General features: G+C 32.9%; 18 protein-coding genes. 4 read left to right on the forward strand and 14 right to left on the reverse strand.

Going from position 1 to position 20351, the window contains the following annotated elements; all coding sequences use genetic code 11:
* Window positions 1-31 precede the first annotated feature (31 nt).
* The 8 genes from L3X39_RS05135 to L3X39_RS05170 all read right to left on the reverse strand — a co-directional run bounded on the left by L3X39_RS05135 (window position 32) and on the right by L3X39_RS05170 (window position 7932).
* Complete coding sequence (locus L3X39_RS05135; RefSeq protein WP_237230698.1) at window positions 32-478, reverse strand: hypothetical protein; 447 nt, start codon at window positions 476-478, stop codon at window positions 32-34.
* A gap of 179 nt (window positions 479-657) precedes the next feature.
* Window positions 658-1590: a dienelactone hydrolase family protein gene (locus tag L3X39_RS05140; protein WP_237230699.1), complete on the reverse strand. Its 933-nt coding sequence runs from the start codon at window positions 1588-1590 to the stop codon at window positions 658-660.
* A gap of 229 nt (window positions 1591-1819) precedes the next feature.
* Window positions 1820-3208, reverse strand: coding sequence for a tRNA uridine-5-carboxymethylaminomethyl(34) synthesis GTPase MnmE (gene mnmE, locus L3X39_RS05145; RefSeq protein ID WP_237230700.1), 1389 nt, complete (start codon window positions 3206-3208; stop codon window positions 1820-1822).
* A gap of 12 nt (window positions 3209-3220) precedes the next feature.
* Window positions 3221-4051 (reverse strand): CvfB family protein, encoded by an 831-nt coding sequence (locus L3X39_RS05150; protein WP_237230701.1) that lies wholly within the window; start codon window positions 4049-4051, stop codon window positions 3221-3223.
* Between the two features lie 86 nt (window positions 4052-4137).
* Complete coding sequence (locus tag L3X39_RS05155) at window positions 4138-4476, reverse strand: DUF2853 family protein (protein WP_237230702.1); 339 nt, start codon at window positions 4474-4476, stop codon at window positions 4138-4140.
* Between the two features lie 99 nt (window positions 4477-4575).
* Window positions 4576-6336, reverse strand: a complete 1761-nt coding sequence (gene menD, locus L3X39_RS05160) for a 2-succinyl-5-enolpyruvyl-6-hydroxy-3-cyclohexene-1-carboxylic-acid synthase (RefSeq protein WP_237230703.1) — start codon at window positions 6334-6336, stop codon at window positions 4576-4578.
* A 51-nt stretch (window positions 6337-6387) separates the two neighbouring features.
* Window positions 6388-7503 carry a chorismate-binding protein gene (locus L3X39_RS05165; RefSeq protein ID WP_237230704.1) on the reverse strand — a complete coding sequence of 372 codons (1116 nt, stop codon included), beginning with the start codon at window positions 7501-7503 and terminating at the stop codon, window positions 6388-6390.
* A gap of 3 nt (window positions 7504-7506) precedes the next feature.
* On the reverse strand, window positions 7507-7932 hold the full coding sequence (locus tag L3X39_RS05170) for a PaaI family thioesterase (RefSeq protein WP_237230705.1): 426 nt from the start codon (window positions 7930-7932) through the stop codon (window positions 7507-7509).
* Between the two features lie 222 nt (window positions 7933-8154).
* On the opposite strand from L3X39_RS05170, the gene L3X39_RS05175 reads away from it, so the two are divergent.
* On the forward strand, window positions 8155-8727 hold the full coding sequence (locus tag L3X39_RS05175) for a GNAT family N-acetyltransferase (protein WP_237230706.1): 573 nt from the start codon (window positions 8155-8157) through the stop codon (window positions 8725-8727).
* A gap of 64 nt (window positions 8728-8791) precedes the next feature.
* Here the strand turns inward: L3X39_RS05175 and L3X39_RS05180 are convergent, their stop codons facing one another.
* On the reverse strand, window positions 8792-9466 hold the full coding sequence (locus L3X39_RS05180) for a hypothetical protein (RefSeq protein WP_237230707.1): 675 nt from the start codon (window positions 9464-9466) through the stop codon (window positions 8792-8794).
* 227 nt (window positions 9467-9693) lie between these two features.
* Here L3X39_RS05180 and L3X39_RS05185 point away from each other — a divergent pair, with 227 nt between their 5' ends.
* Window positions 9694-11043, forward strand: a complete 1350-nt coding sequence (locus L3X39_RS05185) for a hypothetical protein (protein WP_237230708.1) — start codon at window positions 9694-9696, stop codon at window positions 11041-11043.
* A 139-nt stretch (window positions 11044-11182) separates the two neighbouring features.
* Here the strand turns inward: L3X39_RS05185 and L3X39_RS05190 are convergent, their stop codons facing one another.
* The 4 genes from L3X39_RS05190 to L3X39_RS05205 are packed head-to-tail and all read right to left on the reverse strand — an operon-like array spanning window position 11183 to window position 16671.
* Entirely contained in the window at window positions 11183-12640 is a 1458-nt protein-coding gene (locus L3X39_RS05190; RefSeq protein WP_237230709.1) for a lipopolysaccharide biosynthesis protein, read from the reverse strand.
* Entirely contained in the window at window positions 12640-13920 is a 1281-nt protein-coding gene (locus L3X39_RS05195; RefSeq protein ID WP_237230710.1) for a glycosyltransferase family 4 protein, read from the reverse strand. The genes L3X39_RS05190 and L3X39_RS05195 overlap by 1 nt, the downstream gene beginning before the upstream one ends.
* A gap of 24 nt (window positions 13921-13944) precedes the next feature.
* Window positions 13945-16359 carry a YfhO family protein gene (locus L3X39_RS05200; protein ID WP_237230711.1) on the reverse strand — a complete coding sequence of 805 codons (2415 nt, stop codon included), beginning with the start codon at window positions 16357-16359 and terminating at the stop codon, window positions 13945-13947.
* Between the two features lie 30 nt (window positions 16360-16389).
* Window positions 16390-16671: a DUF4834 family protein gene (locus L3X39_RS05205; RefSeq protein WP_237230712.1), complete on the reverse strand. Its 282-nt coding sequence runs from the start codon at window positions 16669-16671 to the stop codon at window positions 16390-16392.
* A 134-nt stretch (window positions 16672-16805) separates the two neighbouring features.
* On the opposite strand from L3X39_RS05205, the gene L3X39_RS05210 reads away from it, so the two are divergent.
* Together L3X39_RS05210 and L3X39_RS05215 are read left to right on the forward strand one after the other, a co-directional pair.
* Entirely contained in the window at window positions 16806-17822 is a 1017-nt protein-coding gene (locus L3X39_RS05210) for a transporter (RefSeq protein ID WP_237230713.1), read from the forward strand.
* A gap of 24 nt (window positions 17823-17846) precedes the next feature.
* Entirely contained in the window at window positions 17847-18968 is a 1122-nt protein-coding gene (locus L3X39_RS05215; RefSeq protein ID WP_237230714.1) for a GNAT family N-acetyltransferase, read from the forward strand.
* Window positions 18969-19021: 53 nt separating this feature from the next.
* Here the strand turns inward: L3X39_RS05215 and capB are convergent, their stop codons facing one another.
* Window positions 19022-20281: a cysteate-C-fatty acyltransferase gene (gene capB / locus L3X39_RS05220; RefSeq protein WP_237230715.1), complete on the reverse strand. Its 1260-nt coding sequence runs from the start codon at window positions 20279-20281 to the stop codon at window positions 19022-19024.
* Window positions 20282-20351: the final 70 nt, after the last annotated feature.

Genomic DNA, 20351 nt, shown 5'->3' on the forward strand with positions numbered 1-20351 from the left:
TTTTTTATTGTTTGTTATTTACAAAAACTAATTAATGAAATTCACTATACTCATGCAACGATTTCATTATTTCTTCATAAAATAAAATAGCCGCTATTAAATTACGAGTATCTGAATATGGTAAAATGGTATTTTGAAACTCCGTCGTGGCTTTAACATAATCTTCAGTCGCTTCAAATTGATTGTCCAATATTTTTCTATTATCGTTGGTGTTTGGTATACCTAAAGTAGTCATCGTTACTCCTGGTTTAGTAGCAAAAGCTATATATGGAAGTGTGTTGACTAAACTTTTAATACGCTCCATATAAAGGACTAATAACTGTCCTTTTTGCATATTCTCAAGCTCTTCCTTATTATGATACTTTTTAATAGACACTTTTTCGTTAATGATGCTTTTTGCCTCATTCTTTTTTTGTGCAAAACCAATACCTGCCATTAAAAAAAAGCTAAAACTGATTAAGATAATCTTCATTTTCATGTTTAAGATTTAAGGGATTAAAGCACAAATCTATGCAATTTATCGTAAAAAACAAGCGTTTTGTCGAATTTTTTATATTAATTATTAAAAAATAATCCATACAAACAGGAACTTGCTAGTCAAAAAAGAGACATTATTTCTTTTAATTTCTTATCTAAGTTTCAGTCAGGACTAAGGGGTTACTCGAAAATTGATTTCCATCCTTCAGCCGTTTCTTCGTTGTACAACCAACTTGCTGAACCTAAATCACCTTGGAATTCATTATACGTCATAATGTTAAATGTATCATGGTCTCCCAACCAGCCCGATTCCTTCATAATCTCTTTCAATACAGGAGTACTGTTTGACGTTATTGAATTCGGAATACGAGAAATAGCGGAAGCTTTCATCCAATCGGTTATAAATTCAAATGGTGGGTTAAATTCATGTGCAACACCCTTCTCTATTCCTGCTCCCCATAATGCACCTTCTTCACGATTTAATCCAAATTGATAAGGAATTGTACTGCCTACATTGGTATCAAGTTCGCCCATATGAAGAAAAGTAGGTATATTACGTATTATTTCCCAACTTTGGTCTGAAATGTTGGATATGTCTCCCTTGTATACATAAACTCCAACAGTACGCTCAGGATAATTAAAAGCAAAATTTAATGCAGCGCGTCCTCCAGTAGAATATCCGAAGGGTAGTAATGGAGCGAATGCCAACTCAGGATGGTCGCTAGCATTTGCAAAAGCTTGTAAAGCAGATAGCATGCTCTGATAAGGAGAGGCTTCTGAATAATGAGAACTTTCATTTCCAATTAAAACAAGGTTATAACTTTCCATAATTTGTACAATCTGCTGTCTTCCTAGTACTGCCTCAGGAGGGCTAGTAACATCTCCACGTACCCACGGTCTACTATCTCCGCTACCTCCAGTTAGAAAAAAGATTACACCTTTAACTTCATTAACGTTTTTAGGCAGATACATGGTAAAGAGATTGCTCTCGTAAATGGTTTGTTTTTCGGTTGGTTCCATTGGTTGGTCACCATTATCATTCCCACTACTACAAGCAAAGAGAATTAGGGCAAAGAAATAAAAGATTGTTAAAAACTTAAGAGCCGTTTTCATAATATTATTATTTAAGAATTAAAAAAACCGATTTAACATTAGAACCAGATTGGTTTAATGTTTAATATGCTATTATGAGGAGAAAATAATGGGTAAACCAATATACGACTTATGTTGACTTAACCTTCGAAACATATAAAGTTAAGAAATTATATTGACACAAAACACTAATTATTAATAAGTTACATTAAAAACAAAGAAAGAATACTGTTAAAGTTGAAAAAGATTGTTACTTTCCAATACAGAAGTTGGCAAATATATTTCCAAGCAAATCGTCATTGGTAATTTCGCCAGTAATTTCTCCGAAGTAATATAGAGCTTGACGAATATCTATGGCTAACAAATCTCCAGATAAACCACTTTCCAAGCCAGATTTCACCTTCTGAACTTCTTCAAAAGCCTTTAGTAAGGAATCGTAATGTCGTGTATTGGTAACTATAGTTTCGTTATTTCTGAGGGCTCCAGTATTTACAAATCCTATAAGTTTCTTTTTTAGGGTATCAACGCCTACCCCAGTTTTAGCAGATAGTAAATGGATATTTTCAAACTCCGAGTGCAATGCTTCTCGTTCTGAATCATTTAAAACATCTACTTTATTGGCAATAATTAATAATGGTTTAAGCGGAAACTTATTTTTAATTTTTTCTATTTCAACTTTAAGACGCTTGCTTTCGGTTTTAAATTCCTCTGCTGAAAATAATAACACAACAACTTGTGCTTTTTCCATCTTTTCAAAGGTCTTTTTAATGCCTATACTTTCAACAACATCTTTGGTTTCTCTAATGCCAGCTGTATCAATAAACCTAAATCCTATACCTTCAATTACTAATTCGTCTTCAATAGTATCTCGTGTTGTTCCAGCTATATCACTAACTATAGCGCGTTCTTCATTTAAAAGTGCATTAAGTAGTGTAGATTTCCCCACATTAGGTTCGCCAACAATAGCCACAGGAATACCATTTTTAATCACATTCCCCACAGCAAAAGAGTCTATTAAACGTTTTAAAACAAACGTAATACGCTCTATTAAATCTTTAAACTGACTTCTATCTGCAAATTCAACATCTTCTTCTGCAAAATCGAGTTCCAACTCTATTAAGGATGCAAAATTCAACAGTTCTTCACGAAGCTTCGCTATTTCACTTGAAAAGCCTCCTCGCATTTGTTGCATCGCAATTTGGTGTGAGGCTTCATTATCACTCGCAATTAAATCAGCCACAGCTTCGGCTTGACTCAAGTCTAACTTACCGTTTAAAAATGCACGTAATGTAAATTCGCCTGCATTTGCCATTCTACAACCATTTCTAAGGAATAACTGGATAATTTCCTGCTGAATATATATAGAGCCATGACAAGATAATTCAACAACATTTTCGCCTGTATACGAGTTGGGGTCTTTAAAAATAGATACTAATACTTCATCAATAACGCGCTTATCGTCTATAACATGACCTAAATGAATAGTATGCGTTTTTTGTTTTGATAGTTTTTTACCTGAAACTGACTTAAAGTGATTGTCGGCAAGTGTTATGGCTTCCTTACCAGATAATCTTATCACAGCAATGGCTCCCGCTCCAGAGGGTGTTGCTAATGCTACTATAGTATCTTCATTTATCATAATTATAAAAAACTAAACCAAATGAATACCATCGCCTTTTATTATAATTTGCTTTTGCTTGTATAAAGTTCCTATGGCTTTTTTAAAGTTCTTTTTACTCATTTGTAAAACCTCTTTAATAGCTTCAGGACTCGATTTGTCGGAAAGATTTAAATACCCACTATTATCCTGTAATTCTTCCATTATACGTTGAGCGTTAGGTTCTATATTCCTATATCCTATTTGCCCTAATGAAATATCTAATTTATTTCCCGGACGAATTTTTTTTACAATCCCTTTAAGTTTATCACCTACACTTAAATCTCTAAAAATGCTGTCTTTGTAGATTAAACCTGAGTGTACTTTATTCACGATAACGTTCATTCCGATATCTGATGGGTGTGAAACAATCAAATCTACCTCATCAAATTGGTTAACGCTAAGTACTTTATTATCTAAAAATCTATTGGTTTTACTTGAAGCCACTAACCTATCGGTTTTTTCATCCATATAGCAATGCACCAAATACCAACCACCGGGTTTCATTTTAAAAGCTTGTTCTTTAAATGGACAAAAAAGTTCTTTAACTAAGCCCCAATCTAAAAAAGCACCATAATCATTTACTTGATTGCATCGCAATAAAGCAAAATCATTTAGCATAATATATGGCATATCGGTGGTAGCTACCGGACGTTCTTCATTGTCCAAATACACAAAAACCTCAATCTTATCCCAAATTTTAAAACTTTCTGGAACGTATCTATTTGGTAGTAAAACTTCATTATCCTCGTCATCAATTAAATAAATACCGTGGTCTGTTTCACGTAATATTTCCAGTGTATTTTTTTGCCCTAATTGTATCATGCTGCAAAGGTAATGATATTAGTTTTTTGAAAATAAAAAAGCGCTACAATATTGTAACGCTTATAAACTTAAAATGAAAGTATATTTTAGTATACAGACTCTTTTTTGAAATGTTTAGTTAATAAATAATAAACTACGGCTCTATATTTATTACGATTAGATCTACCATATTTTTCCATAACAGCATCGATACCTTTATCTAAATCTGGACCATTTTTCAATCCTAATTTTTTAATAAGGAAATTATTTTTTACTGTAGCTAATTCTGACTCGTCTGAACCTGAAACTGTTGCAGCATCTGCATTGTAAATGGATGGACCGCAACCTATTGTTACTTTAGTCAACAAATCCATGTCAGCCTTAACACCGCATTTATCTTTTAAGTCTGCAGCATACTTTGCAATTAGTTCGTCTCTTTTACTCATAATTGATTTCTTTTAAATGTGTTAATAAAATATGTTAAATTGATAACTCACTAAATATAGTTAATTTTTACAAATTGTAAGCATCAGTCTACCAAGTATTTACTTAATAAATTTAAAATAATCCAAAAGCACTTCGTCGTTTACATTTTTCGGTGTAAATATTTCTAATAGTTTGGGTTGATTATCATCTAAATACAACCATTTTAAAGCAAGCTTTAACGTGCTATTATCCGTCGCTTTTTTATATCCAAAATCATACATCTTACATAAATGCTTCGCATTATAATTGTGAGTTGTTTCAAAAAAAGTATCGAAATTTTCAGTGTTTTTATGCCCTGGTAGAATCCTGAAAATACCACCACCTTGATTATTAATTACAACAACTTTAAAATCGCTGGGTATATAATCATTCCAAAGGGCGTTACTGTCATACAAAAAACTTAAATCGCCTGTTATTAAAAGTGTTGGTTTCTTGCTGACTACAGCACAACCAATGGCGGTAGAAGTACTTCCGTCTATACCACTAGTCCCACGATTGCAGTAAACTTCCAAGGTTTTATTTAAGCTAAATAATTGGGTATATCTAATGGCGGAACTATTACCCACCTGTAATATGTAATTATTTGGAATTGTATTTAAGACCGTATTAAAAGAGGTGAAATCTGAAAATGGAATTTGGTCTAAATATTCTTTATGCTTTTTTAAACGATTTTGCTTAACACGATTCCAAAAAGGCTTATAATCACTTTTTACATAATGTGTTACTTTGGGCAGAAAAGCCTCAAAAAACTCGTTTGGTGTGGCTTCAATATGGTTATTTAAAGAAAAAAACGTGTCATTGGCCATTTTTTCATCAATATGCCAATGCTGTTTTGGTTTAAACTTGCGTAGCAATTGTTTGATTTTCTTTGAAACAATCAATCCACCAAAAGTCACTAATATGTCTGGTTGAAGCTGGTTTTGTTCCTCGGGTGTTAAAGGAGCAATAATTTGATCAATACTATTAAAAAAACTAGGATGATGTAAGTTGGATGTTGTTTCGGTAAATACAATAACGCTATCATCTTTTGCGAGTTCGTCAAACCATTTTTTATCAACACTTCCTGGAGTATTCACCCCAACTAACATCATTTTTTTAGTAGCCGAATTCCAATCTTCAAGACATGATTTTAACACATAATCTTCAATGTCGTTCGGTTTTAATGCAATCTCTATGGTTTTGGGCTGAACACTTAGTTTTTTAACTGTTTCGTACAAAGGCTCATCAAAAGGAATATTAATATGTACAGGACCTTTCTTAAATATTGAATAATTAATGGCAACATTTATTTCTTCTTCATTATGCGTTTGAATATCTTTTTGTAAACCAAGTAAACGCTCGAACTTATCTTCTAAGTTCTTTAAAATTGGTAACTCTTCATGTACTGGTATATTTTTTTCATCCTTTAAATCCAACTTAAGATTAGCTGAATATAAAATATGATTTTTAAATACATTTTTTTGGTTGATGGTTTGCCCATCACCAATGCCAACTAAGTGTTTCGGACGGTCGGCAGATAACACCACCAACGGAATATTACTATAAAACGCTTCGGCAACTGCTGGATAATAGTTTAAAAGTGCACTCCCCGATGTACAAACCACCGCCGTAGGTTCTTTTAATTGTTGTGCTATTCCTAAAGCAAAAAAGGCTGCTGCACGTTCATCAACAATACTATAACATTTAAAATACGAATCATGAGTAAAGCCAATTGTTAAAGGTGCATTTCGGCTTCCTGGAGAAATTATAATGTGCTTTATGTTTTTTGCTTTACAAAGCTGAACTACGGTTTGCGCTAAGGGAATTTTCGGGTATGTCATTTACACTTTAATAATCGTGTAAAAATAATAAATAGGTAACCAATCGGGCAATTATAAAACACTTTTAATCACTAAAGATTTTGAAACTGTTTCCTCCCATTCACTTTCGGCATTCGAGCTTTTTGTAATACCACCACCAACATAAATAATAGCCTGTTGATTTTTAAGTTGCATACAGCGTAAATTCACATACAATTGCGTACTTTTTCGTGAGGTTGTGTATGCTCTGTTTTCTATGTTTCTTTTACCTGTTCTTGGAGCAACTACCGTATCGTAATTTAATTCGCCTAAAAAACCCGTATAAAACTCCCGGTTATACCCTTCATGTTCCAAAATAAATTGTTTTGCAGCAGCTTTCGGCAAACCACAAACGGCTGGTGTTGGGTGTAATGCTCTAATAACCTCTTTTAGTGTTGTGTTCGATTTTAACTGCGCCGAAATCATCGTTTTCAAATGCAGTAAATTACCTGCTTTAACCGTTTCTGGGTTTGATACGGTAAAGTTTTCTAAAGACGATTCTAAATTATCAACTATAAAATCGGTAACAAGCTGTTGCTCATGTTGCTCTTTACGTTGCCAATCAACATGTAAAGTGCCTTTATAATCCTGAGTACCAGCCAACGCCATGATAGAAAAACGTTTGCCTTCAATTTTAATTAAAGTTTCAGGTGTTGCACCAAGCCACAACCCTACTTTTGGATGATACCAACAATACACAAAAGCGTTGTTATAGGTGTTTAATAAACGCTTAAAAATAGATATTGCTTGTGCATTAGGTAAGTTTACAGTTTCTTGTCTGGATAACACCACTTTTTTGAATTGGGCATTTTCAATGGCTTCAACGCCCTTTTTAACAAGATTAACGTGATGTTGTTTGGTTTCCGATGCAACTGAATAAGTAAGGAATGATTTTCCTGAGTTATCGGAAATCACAGAAGATGTCGAGATGGTTTCAGACGTTTCAAAAGGTATTAATACAGTTTTTTGTATGTCGTCAAAAGGTGAAAACACGAACCCCTTTTCTATAAAATTATCCGTAAAATGTAAATGACTGTCTTCTTGTAATAAGCCAGAAACCATGTTGTGATTTGGCTTTCTGTACATTACAAAAGGTAATTGGTTTTGATATTGCGCTTCAATACGCGAGAAAAAATCTCCCGAAGTCATAAATTATTTGGTTCTTGGAAGTGAAATGGTCGTTAATTTACAAACAGCAATTAAATTGTCGGCTTCATCGGTAACTTTAATATCTAGTAACTGTGTGGTTCTGCCTTTATGCAAAAAGGTTGCTTTGGCATATACAAACCCTTCTTTTATACTTTTTAAATGGTTGGCTGTAATTTCTATACCTCTTACAAAAAACTTTTCCTGATCTGAAAAAATAACGGAAGCAAAACTACCTACACTTTCGGCTAATGCCACCGTAGCGCCACCATGTAATATGCCGTCTGGTTGATACACTCTAGAGTTAACGGGCATTCTAGCGGTTAAAAAATGGTCGCCATAATCAACCATTTCTATATTTAAGGTTTCCATTAAGGTGTTTTTTGAAACTTTATTAGCTGCTTCTAAAACTTTTTCTTTAGATAATTGCATGGAAATACAGTATTTTTATTTTCGATTGCAAAAGTACAAAATCTGACGTCATTGCGACGCGTTTTTGCAACAAAGCAATCTTATTAAATTGATAAATTATTTAATAACTACCTCTTCGAGTGGTTCCAAATTTTTTGGAAGTATATCGAGAAGCCTTATAATAAAGTTCTCGATACATTCCAATGTTATCGGAATACTCGAACTGACAACATTGTTTCGTATATGACTATACCAACTTTAGAAAACCAACGTGTACGCTTAGCGCCTTTAGAATTAAGTAATTACAAACATTTAATACCTATAGGCAAACAAGATAAATTGGTGCAATTTTCGCCTACAAAAATTGATACCCCCGAAGATTTAAAAGCGTATGTACAAACAGCCTTAGAACAACATAAGCAACAAACCGCTTTACCGTTTATAATTTTTGATAAACAGAAAAACGCTTTTGCGGGTTGTACACGTTATATGAATATTAATTGGACTAACAAGGTGTTAGAAATAGGCTCTACGTGGATTGGGAAAGAATTTCAGGGTACAGAACTTAATAAAAACATGAAGTTTTTAATGCTACGGTATGCTTTTGAAACCCTGGGCTTTGAAAAGGTAGAATTTAGAGTGGATGAACGGAACCTAGCCTCTAGAAAAGCAGTTGAAAAACTAGGTTGTAAACTTGAAGGTGTATTACGTAAAAACGTGTATTTGTTAGATGGTTTTAAACGTAACACCTGTTGTTATGGGTTACTGTTGGAAGAATGGAACGAGATTAAAGAAACTGTTTTTGAAGGGTTTTGAATCTTATAATTAATCTTGTTATCATATAATATTAGATTTTATTAAATTAATAACTACATATATTTTAATATAATTTGTTCACATCTTTATTTGATTCAGTTAAATATTTTAAAAAATCAACTCCCAAAATTGTTATATTTAATTCTCCATTATCTTCTCTTATTAAAGTGAAATGGAATAAAAAATTTAAATACTCATTATAAGAGTAATTTTCATAGTATTTTGAATGATTTTTAACCGCGGTATCATAGAAAAACTTAACCGATTCTTTTGTTTGTGCAGAATGTGAATTTACATATTCTAATATTCTTATTTGAGAGCCAAATATATTATTATATATAATATCAAAATGCCTCATTATATATAGCAAACACCCATAATTAATTAATCTTTCAATTTTCTCATCATTACTATCGAGGTTTTGATATTCTGATTCGTTTGAAACTGCTTCTTTAAACATTTCTATTGTTTCTGGTCTAAATAAACCAACAACTCTATCTATATGCGATATTTCTTCTGTTTTTGTCTCACTAACCGTTACTTGTTGTTTAGCTTCCAAAGATTTAGTCCCATAACCAACTTTTGTAATTCTATTAATTAAATCAACCAAAGGTTTTCTAAAAATGAGTAGCCCAATTAACACTACAAATGGCCACTTCAATGAATTCGCTAACTGAATCCAATCTAACGCAGCTTCAATATTTGTTTGAGTGGCATCAATGTTTGATTCTTGTTCCATATAGTTTTCTGGTTTAATATTAATAATTATAGCAAATATTCTGATAATTATTGAATCTATTAAAACGAAGTTCGATAATTTTTCCCACAATTTCAAATTATATATTTTCGACTTCAAAAAAGTTATGAACAATTAATCGCTTTATTCACAAGGGTTTAAGTCAAGCTTAGTTTTTTTGGCACGCTGTTTGTATTTAACCAAGCGTATCACATTTAAAACATACAATTATGAAAAAGTTTATATTTTTATTAGCAGGTTTATTCCTTACAGGATTTACTGTTAATGCAGACACAAGCAACACCACTACACACACTGCAACAACTTTATATGGAGGTTACGGAAACTCTTTCATATTTGTAGAAGATGGCATTGAATTTTCGGTGTTCCGTGATGGACAATTCGATTTTAATATTTTAAGAGGAAATTCTCGCTTAGGCGTTTCGGTAAACTCACCAAACGTAAGCATCAGTTTTAATTCTGGATACGATTATAATGCATACGTACAATACGACGAGTATGGTGCGGTAATTCAAGTTGAAAATACCCCAATATATTATGATTACTACGGACGTGTAAATCAAATTGGTAATGTAAATATTTACTATAACAACTTTGGTTACTTATCGCGTGTTGGTGGATTGTATGTACACTATAATAGATATAATGTGTTTTCGCACTATACAGGATACATAAATTATTATAACAGAGTTTATGTTTACAGACCTTGGCACCGTTATTACAGTATTCCTGCTTATGATTACTGTGTAGTATATAACAGACCTTACAGACAATTTTATAACCCTGTACGTTATGTGTATAACAGACCGTTTTATAACAATTACAGACCTAGAACTGCGATTGCTAGCAGACGTGGTAACACTATTGCAAGAAACAGAAGTTATGCAACAGCAAACAGAAGCTCTAGAAATGTAACTCGTGTGAATACGAATGCTAACTCTAGAAGAACAATGGCTCAGAATAATACACGTGTTAATAGAAATGATGCTAGAGTTAGAAATAACAGTAACAGAGAAACTACTGTAAGACGAAATACTAACTCTAATAGAGCCAATAGTAATAGAGAAGTAATTAGACGTGATAATAACTCAAACAGAACAAGTGGTAATAGAGAAGCTGTGAGACGTGATAATAACTCAAACAGAACGAGTGGCAATAGAGATGCTGTGAGACGAGATAACAATTCGAACAGAAACAATAGCGCTACTGCCAATAGAGAAAACACTGTAAGAAGAAATACTAATTCTAGAACAATAACTAGAAACAATGCAGAGTTAAATAATAGAAATACGAGAACTAATACAAGAACGAATGAAGTGAGACGTGAGCAAAAAAGAACTGTTGTTCAAAAACCAAATAATTCAAATTCTCGTACATATAATAGAAGCAATAATACAACTAGAAAGACACAAGTAGCAAAACGTACTGTAAGTAAGCCAAGAAGTACTTCACAACGTACTATTACACGATCTACACAAAGTAGCAGACCAAAAGCTACCACAAGTAGAAGTAATTCTAGTAACAATACAAGATCGACAACAAAAAGAAGACGATCATAAAAATTTTGGTTGGTTAGTTTGGAAAGCCCTGCGATACGTTTGCCTCAAAGCAACATCGTGGGGTTTTCTGTTTTTAATTCCTTCGGAAGCAGGAATCTTAATTATTATAAAAAGTGGCTATTGGACAAACATGAAATCCCTATTTCAACCTTAAATAGCGCTTTATAAGTATGCTAATATCTTCAGAAAAATTATACTTATATACTACAAATACATACAACCCAGATACTATGGTAGATTTTAATGCAATATTAATAAACGGGTTAAAAGGAAATTCCCAGAAATAAAATAACAAAGTACTGACCACTATCAACACCGCTATTTTAAGTGTATATATAGTAAACGGGAATATTTTGAATTTTTTGTAAACGAAAAACAACTTAATTGTGTTATAAATAAAAATAGCTAAAAACGTTGCAATAGCAGCACCATTTATTCCAAATAACGGAATAAATAGCATGTTTAGCAACACCATTAAAATTACTAAAATAACACCTAAAACCAGTACCATGCGGTAATAGTCGCTATTAAACAAAATAGCGTTATTACTCCCTAATACGGTATCGTAAAGTTTTGATAAGCTTATTATAAACACCACAAACAAGCCACCACTAAACTCTTCTGGAATGATATGGTAAAGTTGGTTAATATTTAATACAATTAATAAAAAAATAAGACCGCCAACAATAAACAAATTCAACGAGCTTTTTTTATATAAATCCTCCAGCGCATCGTGATCTTTATCGTTTAAGTATTTAGCCGACAATGGTAATAGTATTTGATGCATTGCTCTTTGTGGCACCGCAATAACAGCGGCAATAAAAATAGCCACATTGTAATAGGCAATTTCCTTAATATCAATATAACTACCAAGCATCACTTTGTCTACATCTAAAAGCACCGTAGCAATAGAACCCGCTATAATTATAAGGAAAGAGTACTTTAAAATTCTGCTTAAATTATTAACGCGTTTAAAAGTAATTACTGGTAATTTAATGTAAAATGCGTACCCGAGCATCACCAACATTCTTAACACATAAATAACCACCAATCCAATCATAAACTGCTCAATATCTATTACTTTGAAATGTAATAGAAACAACAACACCATCGTTAAAGCTCTATAAAAAACCTCCTTCATGAAATTTCCAAAAACTGTAAGCATTTGCACTTTTGCCCAAGCAAAAAATACCTCAAAATACGCGAGCGCAATAGCTATAATAACAGTATGCCAGATGTAACCTCTAATAATCTCATTTTTTACAGCAAGAAAATTGGCAATAGCTTCATAAAAGGTATGTGTAAATAGAATTAAAGGAATTATTAATAATGCTGGTAAAAACAGCATAAGCGTTAAAAAACTATGTAACGCATTACGCGTTTTATAGGTTGAATAGAATTTTACTAACGTATTATGTACCCCAAAGGCCATTAAAGGCATAATAACATAAGCTAAAGACAACATATACCCAACCATACCATAATACGCGTCGCTCATAAACTCAGTGTACAAAAACAACGTGTTAATGGCTCCAATAAAAAAGCCTAAATAGGTAGAAATAATGTTTTTGAAAGATTGCGAAGCTACTATCCCCATTATAGTAATTTTGAAAGCGATTCAGTTAATGCCTTTCTATGGTATTTTTGCAAGCCTATTGGTTGCGTTTTTAAACTATTGGTTTTATAACCCTTATAATGCTCTAAGATAGCTTTTTTTAGTGATTCATAATCATCATAGTAGAAGTACTTACCAGTGTTGGTTTCGGTTATAATTTTTTCCACATCCGATTCTTTAGGGCCTAAAGCAATAATGGGTCTGTTCGAAATCATATACTCAAACAACTTCCCTGGTATGATGCATTTCGTTTCTTCAGAATCTATCTCAATAAGTAGTAGTATTTGTGATTTTTTTTGATATTTAACAGCTTCATTATGCTTAACATAGCCTACATTATTAATATAGTTACTTAAACTATTATTTTTAATAGATTGTAACACTTCATCACTTACAGAGCCTATAAAGTTAAGCTGAAAATCATTTGAGAAGTCTGAATTTTGAGCTACCAAATCTTTTAAAACACTCCACAAAACTTCTGGATTTCGTTTTGACAATAAAGACCCAATATGAGACATGGTGAATTTTGAATCCATCTCAAAACTTGTATGTTTTTCGTTATCGTATCCGTTAGTAATAACGTCAATAGGTTGCTTTGTAATTTGCTCAAATTCCTTTTTTGTAGTGAAGCTAGTTACTATAAGTTGGTCTGCCTTATTTAAGACGGCTTTCTCTAAAGTCTTATGCTTTTTTTTAGATGCTTTAGTTAATTTGAGTTGTTTATGATAACCAATAGTCGTCCATGGGTCTCTAAAATCTGCTAACCACTTCACTCCAAGTTTTTCCTTAAGGTTTAGACCTATTAGGTGGACACTATGTGGCGGACCCGTAGTAATTATCACTTCTATTTGCTCTTTTTGAATGTAATCTTGTAAAAAAGCTGCTGATGGCTTTACCCAACCTACTCTAGCATCCGGAATAAAAAAATTACCTCGAATAAAAAGCATTAACTTTTCAACAATATTTTGCTTTTTATAGTCCGAAATAATGCCTTTACTGATTGTTTTTACTGATTTTTTAGAAAACATGCTAGCCCACCTGTAAGGCTCCTTAATTGGGTGTTTTATGATAGTGGCAGCATCTGTTACTTCTTCCTTTAAACTTTCATCAATAACAGGATAATTAGGGTTTTCAGGAATATAGACAACGGGGTGCACATCAAACTCTGGTAAATATTTCACAAATTTTAACCAACGCTGTACCCCAGGACCTCCTGCAGGTGGCCAATAATAGGTTATGATTAAAACTTTCTTCTTGTCCATTTTTGTCGTTCCAGTGAAGGCAGTCTATTTCTTTTTATATTCGTAAAAAAGGCCTCCTAGTAGCAATATCCCGAGCAGTATAGAACTAGCAAGTGCTATTTTACTACCCTTTTTAACAACATCTGGGTCAAATTTAAATTCAACCGTGTGTTTACCAGCCGGAATTGGCATTCCTCTTAAAATATAATCAACACGCATATGACTTGTCTCTTTACCATTTATAAAGGTTTTCCAGCCTTTTGGGTAATAGATTTCTGAGAATACCGCAAACCCATCGTTTGAATTGTTAGATTGATATTTTAAATAGTTAGGTTTTACTTCTAGTAATTTAATTGATGCCAGCGAGTCAACCACATATTCAGGTTTTATGCTTTCAATAGTTTTTTGAGAAGTATAAATAGCTTTCTTTTTATTGTTTAAAGAATCTAAAAGTTTTATTTCTTCATTTGCAGAATCAACTTTTTCTAACGATTCAATAAACCAAGCATTACCATTAGCATCTTCATTATTATAAGGAAACACATTACCTTGCTCATCTTGCGCAATAATGTACTTAGTATTTAGCATATTTAGAACGTTCAAGTTGTTTCTTGAAATATACCATTCAAAAACCTCGCTGTAACGCCTTAATTCAGCAGCATTATAACCATTTAAAGAATTATGGAAATAGGATGGCTTTGAAGGACCAGAAACTAAATCAAAAACCCTAAAATGTGATGTATCTTTGAGAATTTCTTTGTCAACTTCATTCGCTTGAAAAGGTTTGCTCATAGCAAGGCTAGAAACAAAATCATCGTTATTTACATAGCGTCTATCAACACCTACCAAATCAAAAAGGATTAAAACTGCAAATCCTGCTATTACCCATTTTTCTTTGAGCTTATCTCTCAAATACATGAAAATAGCACCCGCAGAAAGCAACACCAAAACCAAGGTCCGAAGGGTATCTTGAGTAAAAAGTGCTTTTCTATCTATTTTTAACGCCTCTACAAAATCTGGTCCATAATTCTGACGATAAAAACCATCATTTACACCAACAAAATCAAATATTGAGGATTTAAATAACAAGAAAACAAGTGCTAAACCACCTGTAATAATCGTAGAATATTTTAAAGCTTTAAGTTTATCTTCTTTCTTTTCAAAGTCGTTAAACAATTTGACTAAACCAAAAACAGCAAGTACAGGAATACATAGTTCCAAAATTACCTGTATAGATGTAACGGCTCTAAATTTGTTATAAAGCGGCACATAATCAATAAAGAAATCGGTTAAAAAACCTAAATTCTTTCCATAAGATAATAGTAGAGATAATACAGTTCCTCCTACTAACCACCATTTTAATCGCCCTTTGACTAAAAATAACGCAAACACAAAAAGAAATAAAATAACTGCTCCTACATATGCAGGGGCTTCTACTATAGGCTGTTTTCCCCAATACATGGGTGCTCTTTTCACTTCTTGTGCTGCCTGTGTGGTAGTGGCACCTAACTTCCTAAATGCTTCATACGTCGCTGAATCTTTTCCAATATCCTCACCATTTCCACCACCCATAAATCGTGGTATAAACAGGTTAAAAGTTTCCCAGAAACCATAGCTAAACTGGGTTATGTAGGCTCTATCCAAACCAGGAGTAACTTCTTTTGGCGAGCCATCAGATTTTATAGTTAATTCGCTTTTACTACGCTTACTTTCCTTTACATATTCACTGGTTGCCAAAATATTGGTAGCGTTTAAAGCAATTGAAAGCGCCACAGCACCAACAAGTATACCTACAGATTTAAAATAATGTGGTAGCATCTTCTTTTTAAAAGCATCAATTGAATACACTACACCTAATACAATGACTAAAAACATTAGGTAATAGGTCATTTGAAAATGATTTGCCACAAGCTCAAGCCCCATAGCAACAGCGGTTACCAAAAATCCTCCAACATATTTCTTTTGAAAAACCAACAAAATACCACTTAAAACCAGTGGCATATAGGCAATGGCATGCGCTTTACTATTGTGTCCAACACCTAAAATAATAATCAAGTAGGTTGAAAAACCAAATGCTATGGCTCCTAATGCTGCGAGTTTAAAATCGACTTTCAAAACTAATAATAGCACATAAAAGCTTAGCAAATACAGAAATAAATAATCAGCAGGACGTGGTAAGAACCGAAGTGTTAAATCGAGTTTTTTAATATAGCTATGCGGGTATTTTGCTCCTAACTGATAGGTTGGCATACCACCAAACGCACTGTTAGTCCAGTAGGTTTCTTCCCCTGTTTCAGCCTTAAAATCAGACTGCTGCTTACTCATCCCAATAAACTGAACTATATCATTCTGATAAATGGTTTTACCACTTAAAACAGGATTAAAATAAGCTAATGAAAGAATTATAAAACCAATTAAAACTAATAGGTGCGGAAGAAATTTTTTAATTGAAAATTGCATGAAATGGTTTTAAGAAAATGATTTTGAAAATTAATCAATTTCTTCGTAATCCACATAATCCCCAACGTCTTTATTTGAAGTTTTAGTTTTTGGGATTTTATCAATGGTAACTTCGCCTTCTTTTTTAGGTTTTTCTTGTTGCGTATGTTTTTGAAATTGACCAAATTGGTCGCCAAAGCGTTGCTCAGCTTTTTTAGCAACAAATTTTATTAGTAATGGCGCAAATAAACGAGCTAGTATTTTAACCCCGAAATAAATTAATAGAATGATGAGTATCATTCTAACAAAACCTGTAACAGATGCGTACTGCATAATCAATTATTTTGTGCAAAAATACAATTCTAAACATTTAAAAAACCGTGAAAAATGATAAAAAAATTATAAAATATCTATATTTGAAAAGCTTTTAGTAAATAATTCTAGAAGCCTAGTTAAACCAAATTACCATGAGCCCATTTAAATCTACCTTATTTTTTTTACTAGTCTTAACAGCTACTACTGGGTACAGCCAGTATACCGATGTAATAAATTCAAATAGACCAGGCGTTTCCAGAAGTGCTTTTTCAGTTGGCACCAACGTTGCACAAATTGAAGTTGGCCCTTATATGATAAATGAAAAAAGAACACCTGTGCCAACCTATGAAGTTGATGGTTTAGGAATTGATTTTGCAGTGCGTTATGGTTTGCTTTTCGAAGAATTAGAATTAAATATAGAAGGGACTTTTCAAAGTGATAAGAAAACATATACTTCGAGTTTTTCTGTAGAAAACAAACGTGCCAATTTTAAATTTTTAACAGTTGGTGCAAAATATTTGATTTTTGACCCTTACAAAAATGCTGAAGAAGATAAACCTAATCTATATAGTTGGAAAGCTAATCAAGGTTTTAAATGGAAAACCTTAATCCCAGCTGTCTCGGTTTATGTAGGAGCAAATTATGATACGGAAAACAATCCATATATTGCTCCAGGAGTTGAAGGCTTTAGCCCGAAAGTTATGATAGCAACCCAAAATAACTTTGCTGGTGGTTGGGTATTTGTTTTGAATTTAATAAAAGACCGAATCGGAACTGATCAATCTGATTTTCAATACATATTAACGCTTACGCATTCTTTCAACCCAAAATGGGTTATATTTGGCGAAGCACAAGGTATTCAGAGTGATTTTTATGCCGACAATCTTTTTAGGTTTGGAGGCGCTTATTTAGCTGGAAAAGATTTTCAGTTAGATACCGCTTTAACCTTTAATACAAAGGATACACCAGCAGTTTTTGGTGTTACTGTTGGGGCATCATACAGATTAGATTTCCATAAGGATAAAGAAATAGATAACGGTACTTCGGCTAAACAAGAAGGTGAAAGGCGTTCCAACCGAAAAGGTAAAAAAAGAAAAAATAAAGGTGATGAAAACACCGATGATGTCATTAAAAAAAGAAAGAAGAAGGAAACCGACTTTGGCAGCTAGCATGGATTGAAGCTTAGATTTAATATGATTACAATAAAAGAAGTAAAAACTAAAAAAGATTTAAAGGCCTTTGTAAAGTTCCCTTTTAAATTATATAAAGATTCTAAGTATTGGGTACCACCAATAATTAGCCAAGAAATTAAAACTTTTAATAAAAAAGAAAACCCTGTTTTCAATGACGCTAATGCTTCGTTATTTCTTGCCTATAAAAATAATGAGATTGTTGGTAGAATTGCAGCAATCATCAATTGGTTAGAAGTTAAAAACCAAAATCAAAGAAAAATGCGTTTTGGTTGGTTTGATTTTATTGATGATTTAGATGTTTCAAAAGCACTTTTAAATGAAGTAGAAAAAATTGGTAAATCTAATGGTCTTGAATATACCGAAGGTCCAGTAGGTTTTTCAAATTTAGATAAGGTTGGTGTGATGACTGAAGGGTTCGATTCTCTTGCGCCTATGATTACTTGGTACAATCACCCCTACTACGTAAAACATTACGAAGCTGCAAATTATGAAGTTGAAAAGTCGTACTCAGAAAGCAAATTTCCTTTTAGCAATGTAAAACCTGAGTTTTTCTTAAAAGCACAAGAACTTATTAAAAAGCGCTATCAACTTAAGGCTCTAAAGTTTACAAAAACCTCAGAAGTAATGCCTTATGCTGATAAAATGTTCGACTTGTTTAATGAAAGTTATGCATCATTAGCTTCCTTTGTAGCTATAAATGATGTACAAAAGGCCTATTTTAAGAAGAAGTTTATAAGTTTTGTAAACCCCGAGTACATCAAATTTGTTGTTGACAAAGATGATAAACTAATTGGTTTTGCCATTGTTATGCCTGCTTTTGCAAAAGCCTTACAAAAAGCAAAAGGCAGGTTATTCCCTTTTGGATTTAAGTATATTTTAGATGCTAAAAAAAATAGTAAAGACGTTATTTTTTATTTAATTGGTATTCATCCGGATTATCAAAACAAAGGAGTTCATGCCGTAATTTTTAATGAATATTATGACATATTTAAACAAAAAGGTATTCAAACCTGCTTTAGAACACCAGAATTAGAAGACAACATTGCTATTCATCAAATATGGAAGCATTTTGATCCTGTAGTATATAAACGAAGAAAAACTTTTAGAAAAACGATTTCATAAAAAAAGTCCGATTCAATTGAATCGGACTTTTTATTTTACTTTAATTTAAAAAATTACTCTCCCATGGCAGCCATTACTGCTGCAGAAAGTCGTTTATATGTTCCGTTGTCTAAACGTTCTCTAATAGCATCAAAAGCATCTAATGTTTCTTCTACATCTTGTAATGTATGCGTTGCTGTCGGAATCATTCTTAGTAATATTAACCCTTTTGGTATTACAGGATATACCACAATAGAGCAGAAGATACCATAATTTTCGCGTAAATCTCTTACTAATGCCATGGCTTCAGGGATACTCCCTTTTAAATACACAGGAGTTACACAACTTTGCGTCGTACCAATATCAAAACCTCTTGATTTAAGTCCTGATTGTAGAGCATCAACTATTTTCCATAGGTTTTGTTTTAACTCAGGCATCGTTTTAAGCATATCTAAACGCTTTAATGCTCCAACCACCAATTGCATTTGCAATGATTTAGCAAACATTTGTGAACGTAAATTATACTTTAAATAATCAATGATTTCTTGGTCAGCGGCTATAAATGCCCCTGTACTTGCCATGGATTTTGCAAATGTTGCAAAATAAACATCAATTCCATCTTGCACACCTTGCTCTTCTCCAGCTCCTGCTCCTGTAGCTCCTAAGGTTCCGAAACCATGAGCATCGTCAACAAAAAATCTGAAATTAAATTTCTTCTTAAGTTCTACAATTTCCTTCAAACGTCCTTGTTCTCCTCTCATACCAAACACTCCTTCAGAAATAACTAATATACCTCCTCCAGTTTGTTCAGCCATTTTAGTAGCTCTTTCTAGGTTTTTTTCTAAACTTTCTACATCATTATGCTTATATGTAAAACGCTTACCCATATGCAAACGAACACCATCAATAATACAAGCATGTGCATCAACATCGTAAACAATGATATCGTCCTTACTTACTAAGGCATCAATAGTAGAAACCATGCCTTGATAACCAAAATTTAAAAGATAAGCAGCTTCCTTTTTAACAAAGGCTGCCAACTCATTTTGAAGTTTTTCGTGTAAATTGGTATGCCCAGACATCATTCTTGCACCCATTGGATATGCAGAGCCATATTGAGCTGCTGCTTCAGCATCTACTTTTCTAACTTCTGGATGATTGGCTAAACCTAAATAATCATTTATACTCCATGTAATTACATCTTTTCCCTGAAACTTCATACGATTTGAAATTTCTCCTTCTAATTTAGGAAATACAAAGTACCCTTCTGCTTGAGAAGCCCATTTTCCTAATGGCCCTTTGTCCTTATAAATCTTTTCAAATAAATCTTTCATCTACTATAAATCTAATTGCTACTAATTTTAAGACATAACTACCACCAAGTAATTACTTAAATACAGCGCA

Origin of the sequence: Flaviramulus multivorans, assembly GCF_021728415.1 — a bacterium.
GTDB classification, from domain to species: domain Bacteria; phylum Bacteroidota; class Bacteroidia; order Flavobacteriales; family Flavobacteriaceae; genus Sabulilitoribacter; species Sabulilitoribacter multivorans.

Coding starts and splice junctions, on each gene's coding strand:
- L3X39_RS05170 (WP_237230705.1), bottom strand. CDS start 7,932: ATGCAATTATCTAAAGAAAAAGTTTTAGAAGCAGCTAATAAAGTTTCA.
- L3X39_RS05165 (WP_237230704.1), bottom strand. CDS start 7,503: ATGACTTCGGGAGATTTTTTCTCGCGTATTGAAGCGCAATATCAAAAC.
- L3X39_RS05190 (WP_237230709.1), bottom strand. CDS start 12,640: ATGGGGATAGTAGCTTCGCAATCTTTCAAAAACATTATTTCTACCTAT.
- L3X39_RS05180 (WP_237230707.1), bottom strand. CDS start 9,466: ATGGAACAAGAATCAAACATTGATGCCACTCAAACAAATATTGAAGCT.
- L3X39_RS05205 (WP_237230712.1), bottom strand. CDS start 16,671: ATGCAGTACGCATCTGTTACAGGTTTTGTTAGAATGATACTCATCATT.
- capB (WP_237230715.1), bottom strand. CDS start 20,281: ATGAAAGATTTATTTGAAAAGATTTATAAGGACAAAGGGCCATTAGGA.
- L3X39_RS05140 (WP_237230699.1), bottom strand. CDS start 1,590: ATGAAAACGGCTCTTAAGTTTTTAACAATCTTTTATTTCTTTGCCCTA.
- L3X39_RS05155 (WP_237230702.1), bottom strand. CDS start 4,476: ATGAGTAAAAGAGACGAACTAATTGCAAAGTATGCTGCAGACTTAAAA.
- L3X39_RS05195 (WP_237230710.1), bottom strand. CDS start 13,920: ATGGACAAGAAGAAAGTTTTAATCATAACCTATTATTGGCCACCTGCA.
- L3X39_RS05185 (WP_237230708.1), top strand. CDS start 9,694: ATGAAAAAGTTTATATTTTTATTAGCAGGTTTATTCCTTACAGGATTT.
- L3X39_RS05215 (WP_237230714.1), top strand. CDS start 17,847: ATGATTACAATAAAAGAAGTAAAAACTAAAAAAGATTTAAAGGCCTTT.
- menD (WP_237230703.1), bottom strand. CDS start 6,336: ATGACATACCCGAAAATTCCCTTAGCGCAAACCGTAGTTCAGCTTTGT.
- L3X39_RS05200 (WP_237230711.1), bottom strand. CDS start 16,359: ATGCAATTTTCAATTAAAAAATTTCTTCCGCACCTATTAGTTTTAATT.
- L3X39_RS05210 (WP_237230713.1), top strand. CDS start 16,806: ATGAGCCCATTTAAATCTACCTTATTTTTTTTACTAGTCTTAACAGCT.
- mnmE (WP_237230700.1), bottom strand. CDS start 3,208: ATGATAAATGAAGATACTATAGTAGCATTAGCAACACCCTCTGGAGCG.
- L3X39_RS05150 (WP_237230701.1), bottom strand. CDS start 4,051: ATGATACAATTAGGGCAAAAAAATACACTGGAAATATTACGTGAAACA.
- L3X39_RS05175 (WP_237230706.1), top strand. CDS start 8,155: ATGACTATACCAACTTTAGAAAACCAACGTGTACGCTTAGCGCCTTTA.
- L3X39_RS05135 (WP_237230698.1), bottom strand. CDS start 478: ATGAAAATGAAGATTATCTTAATCAGTTTTAGCTTTTTTTTAATGGCA.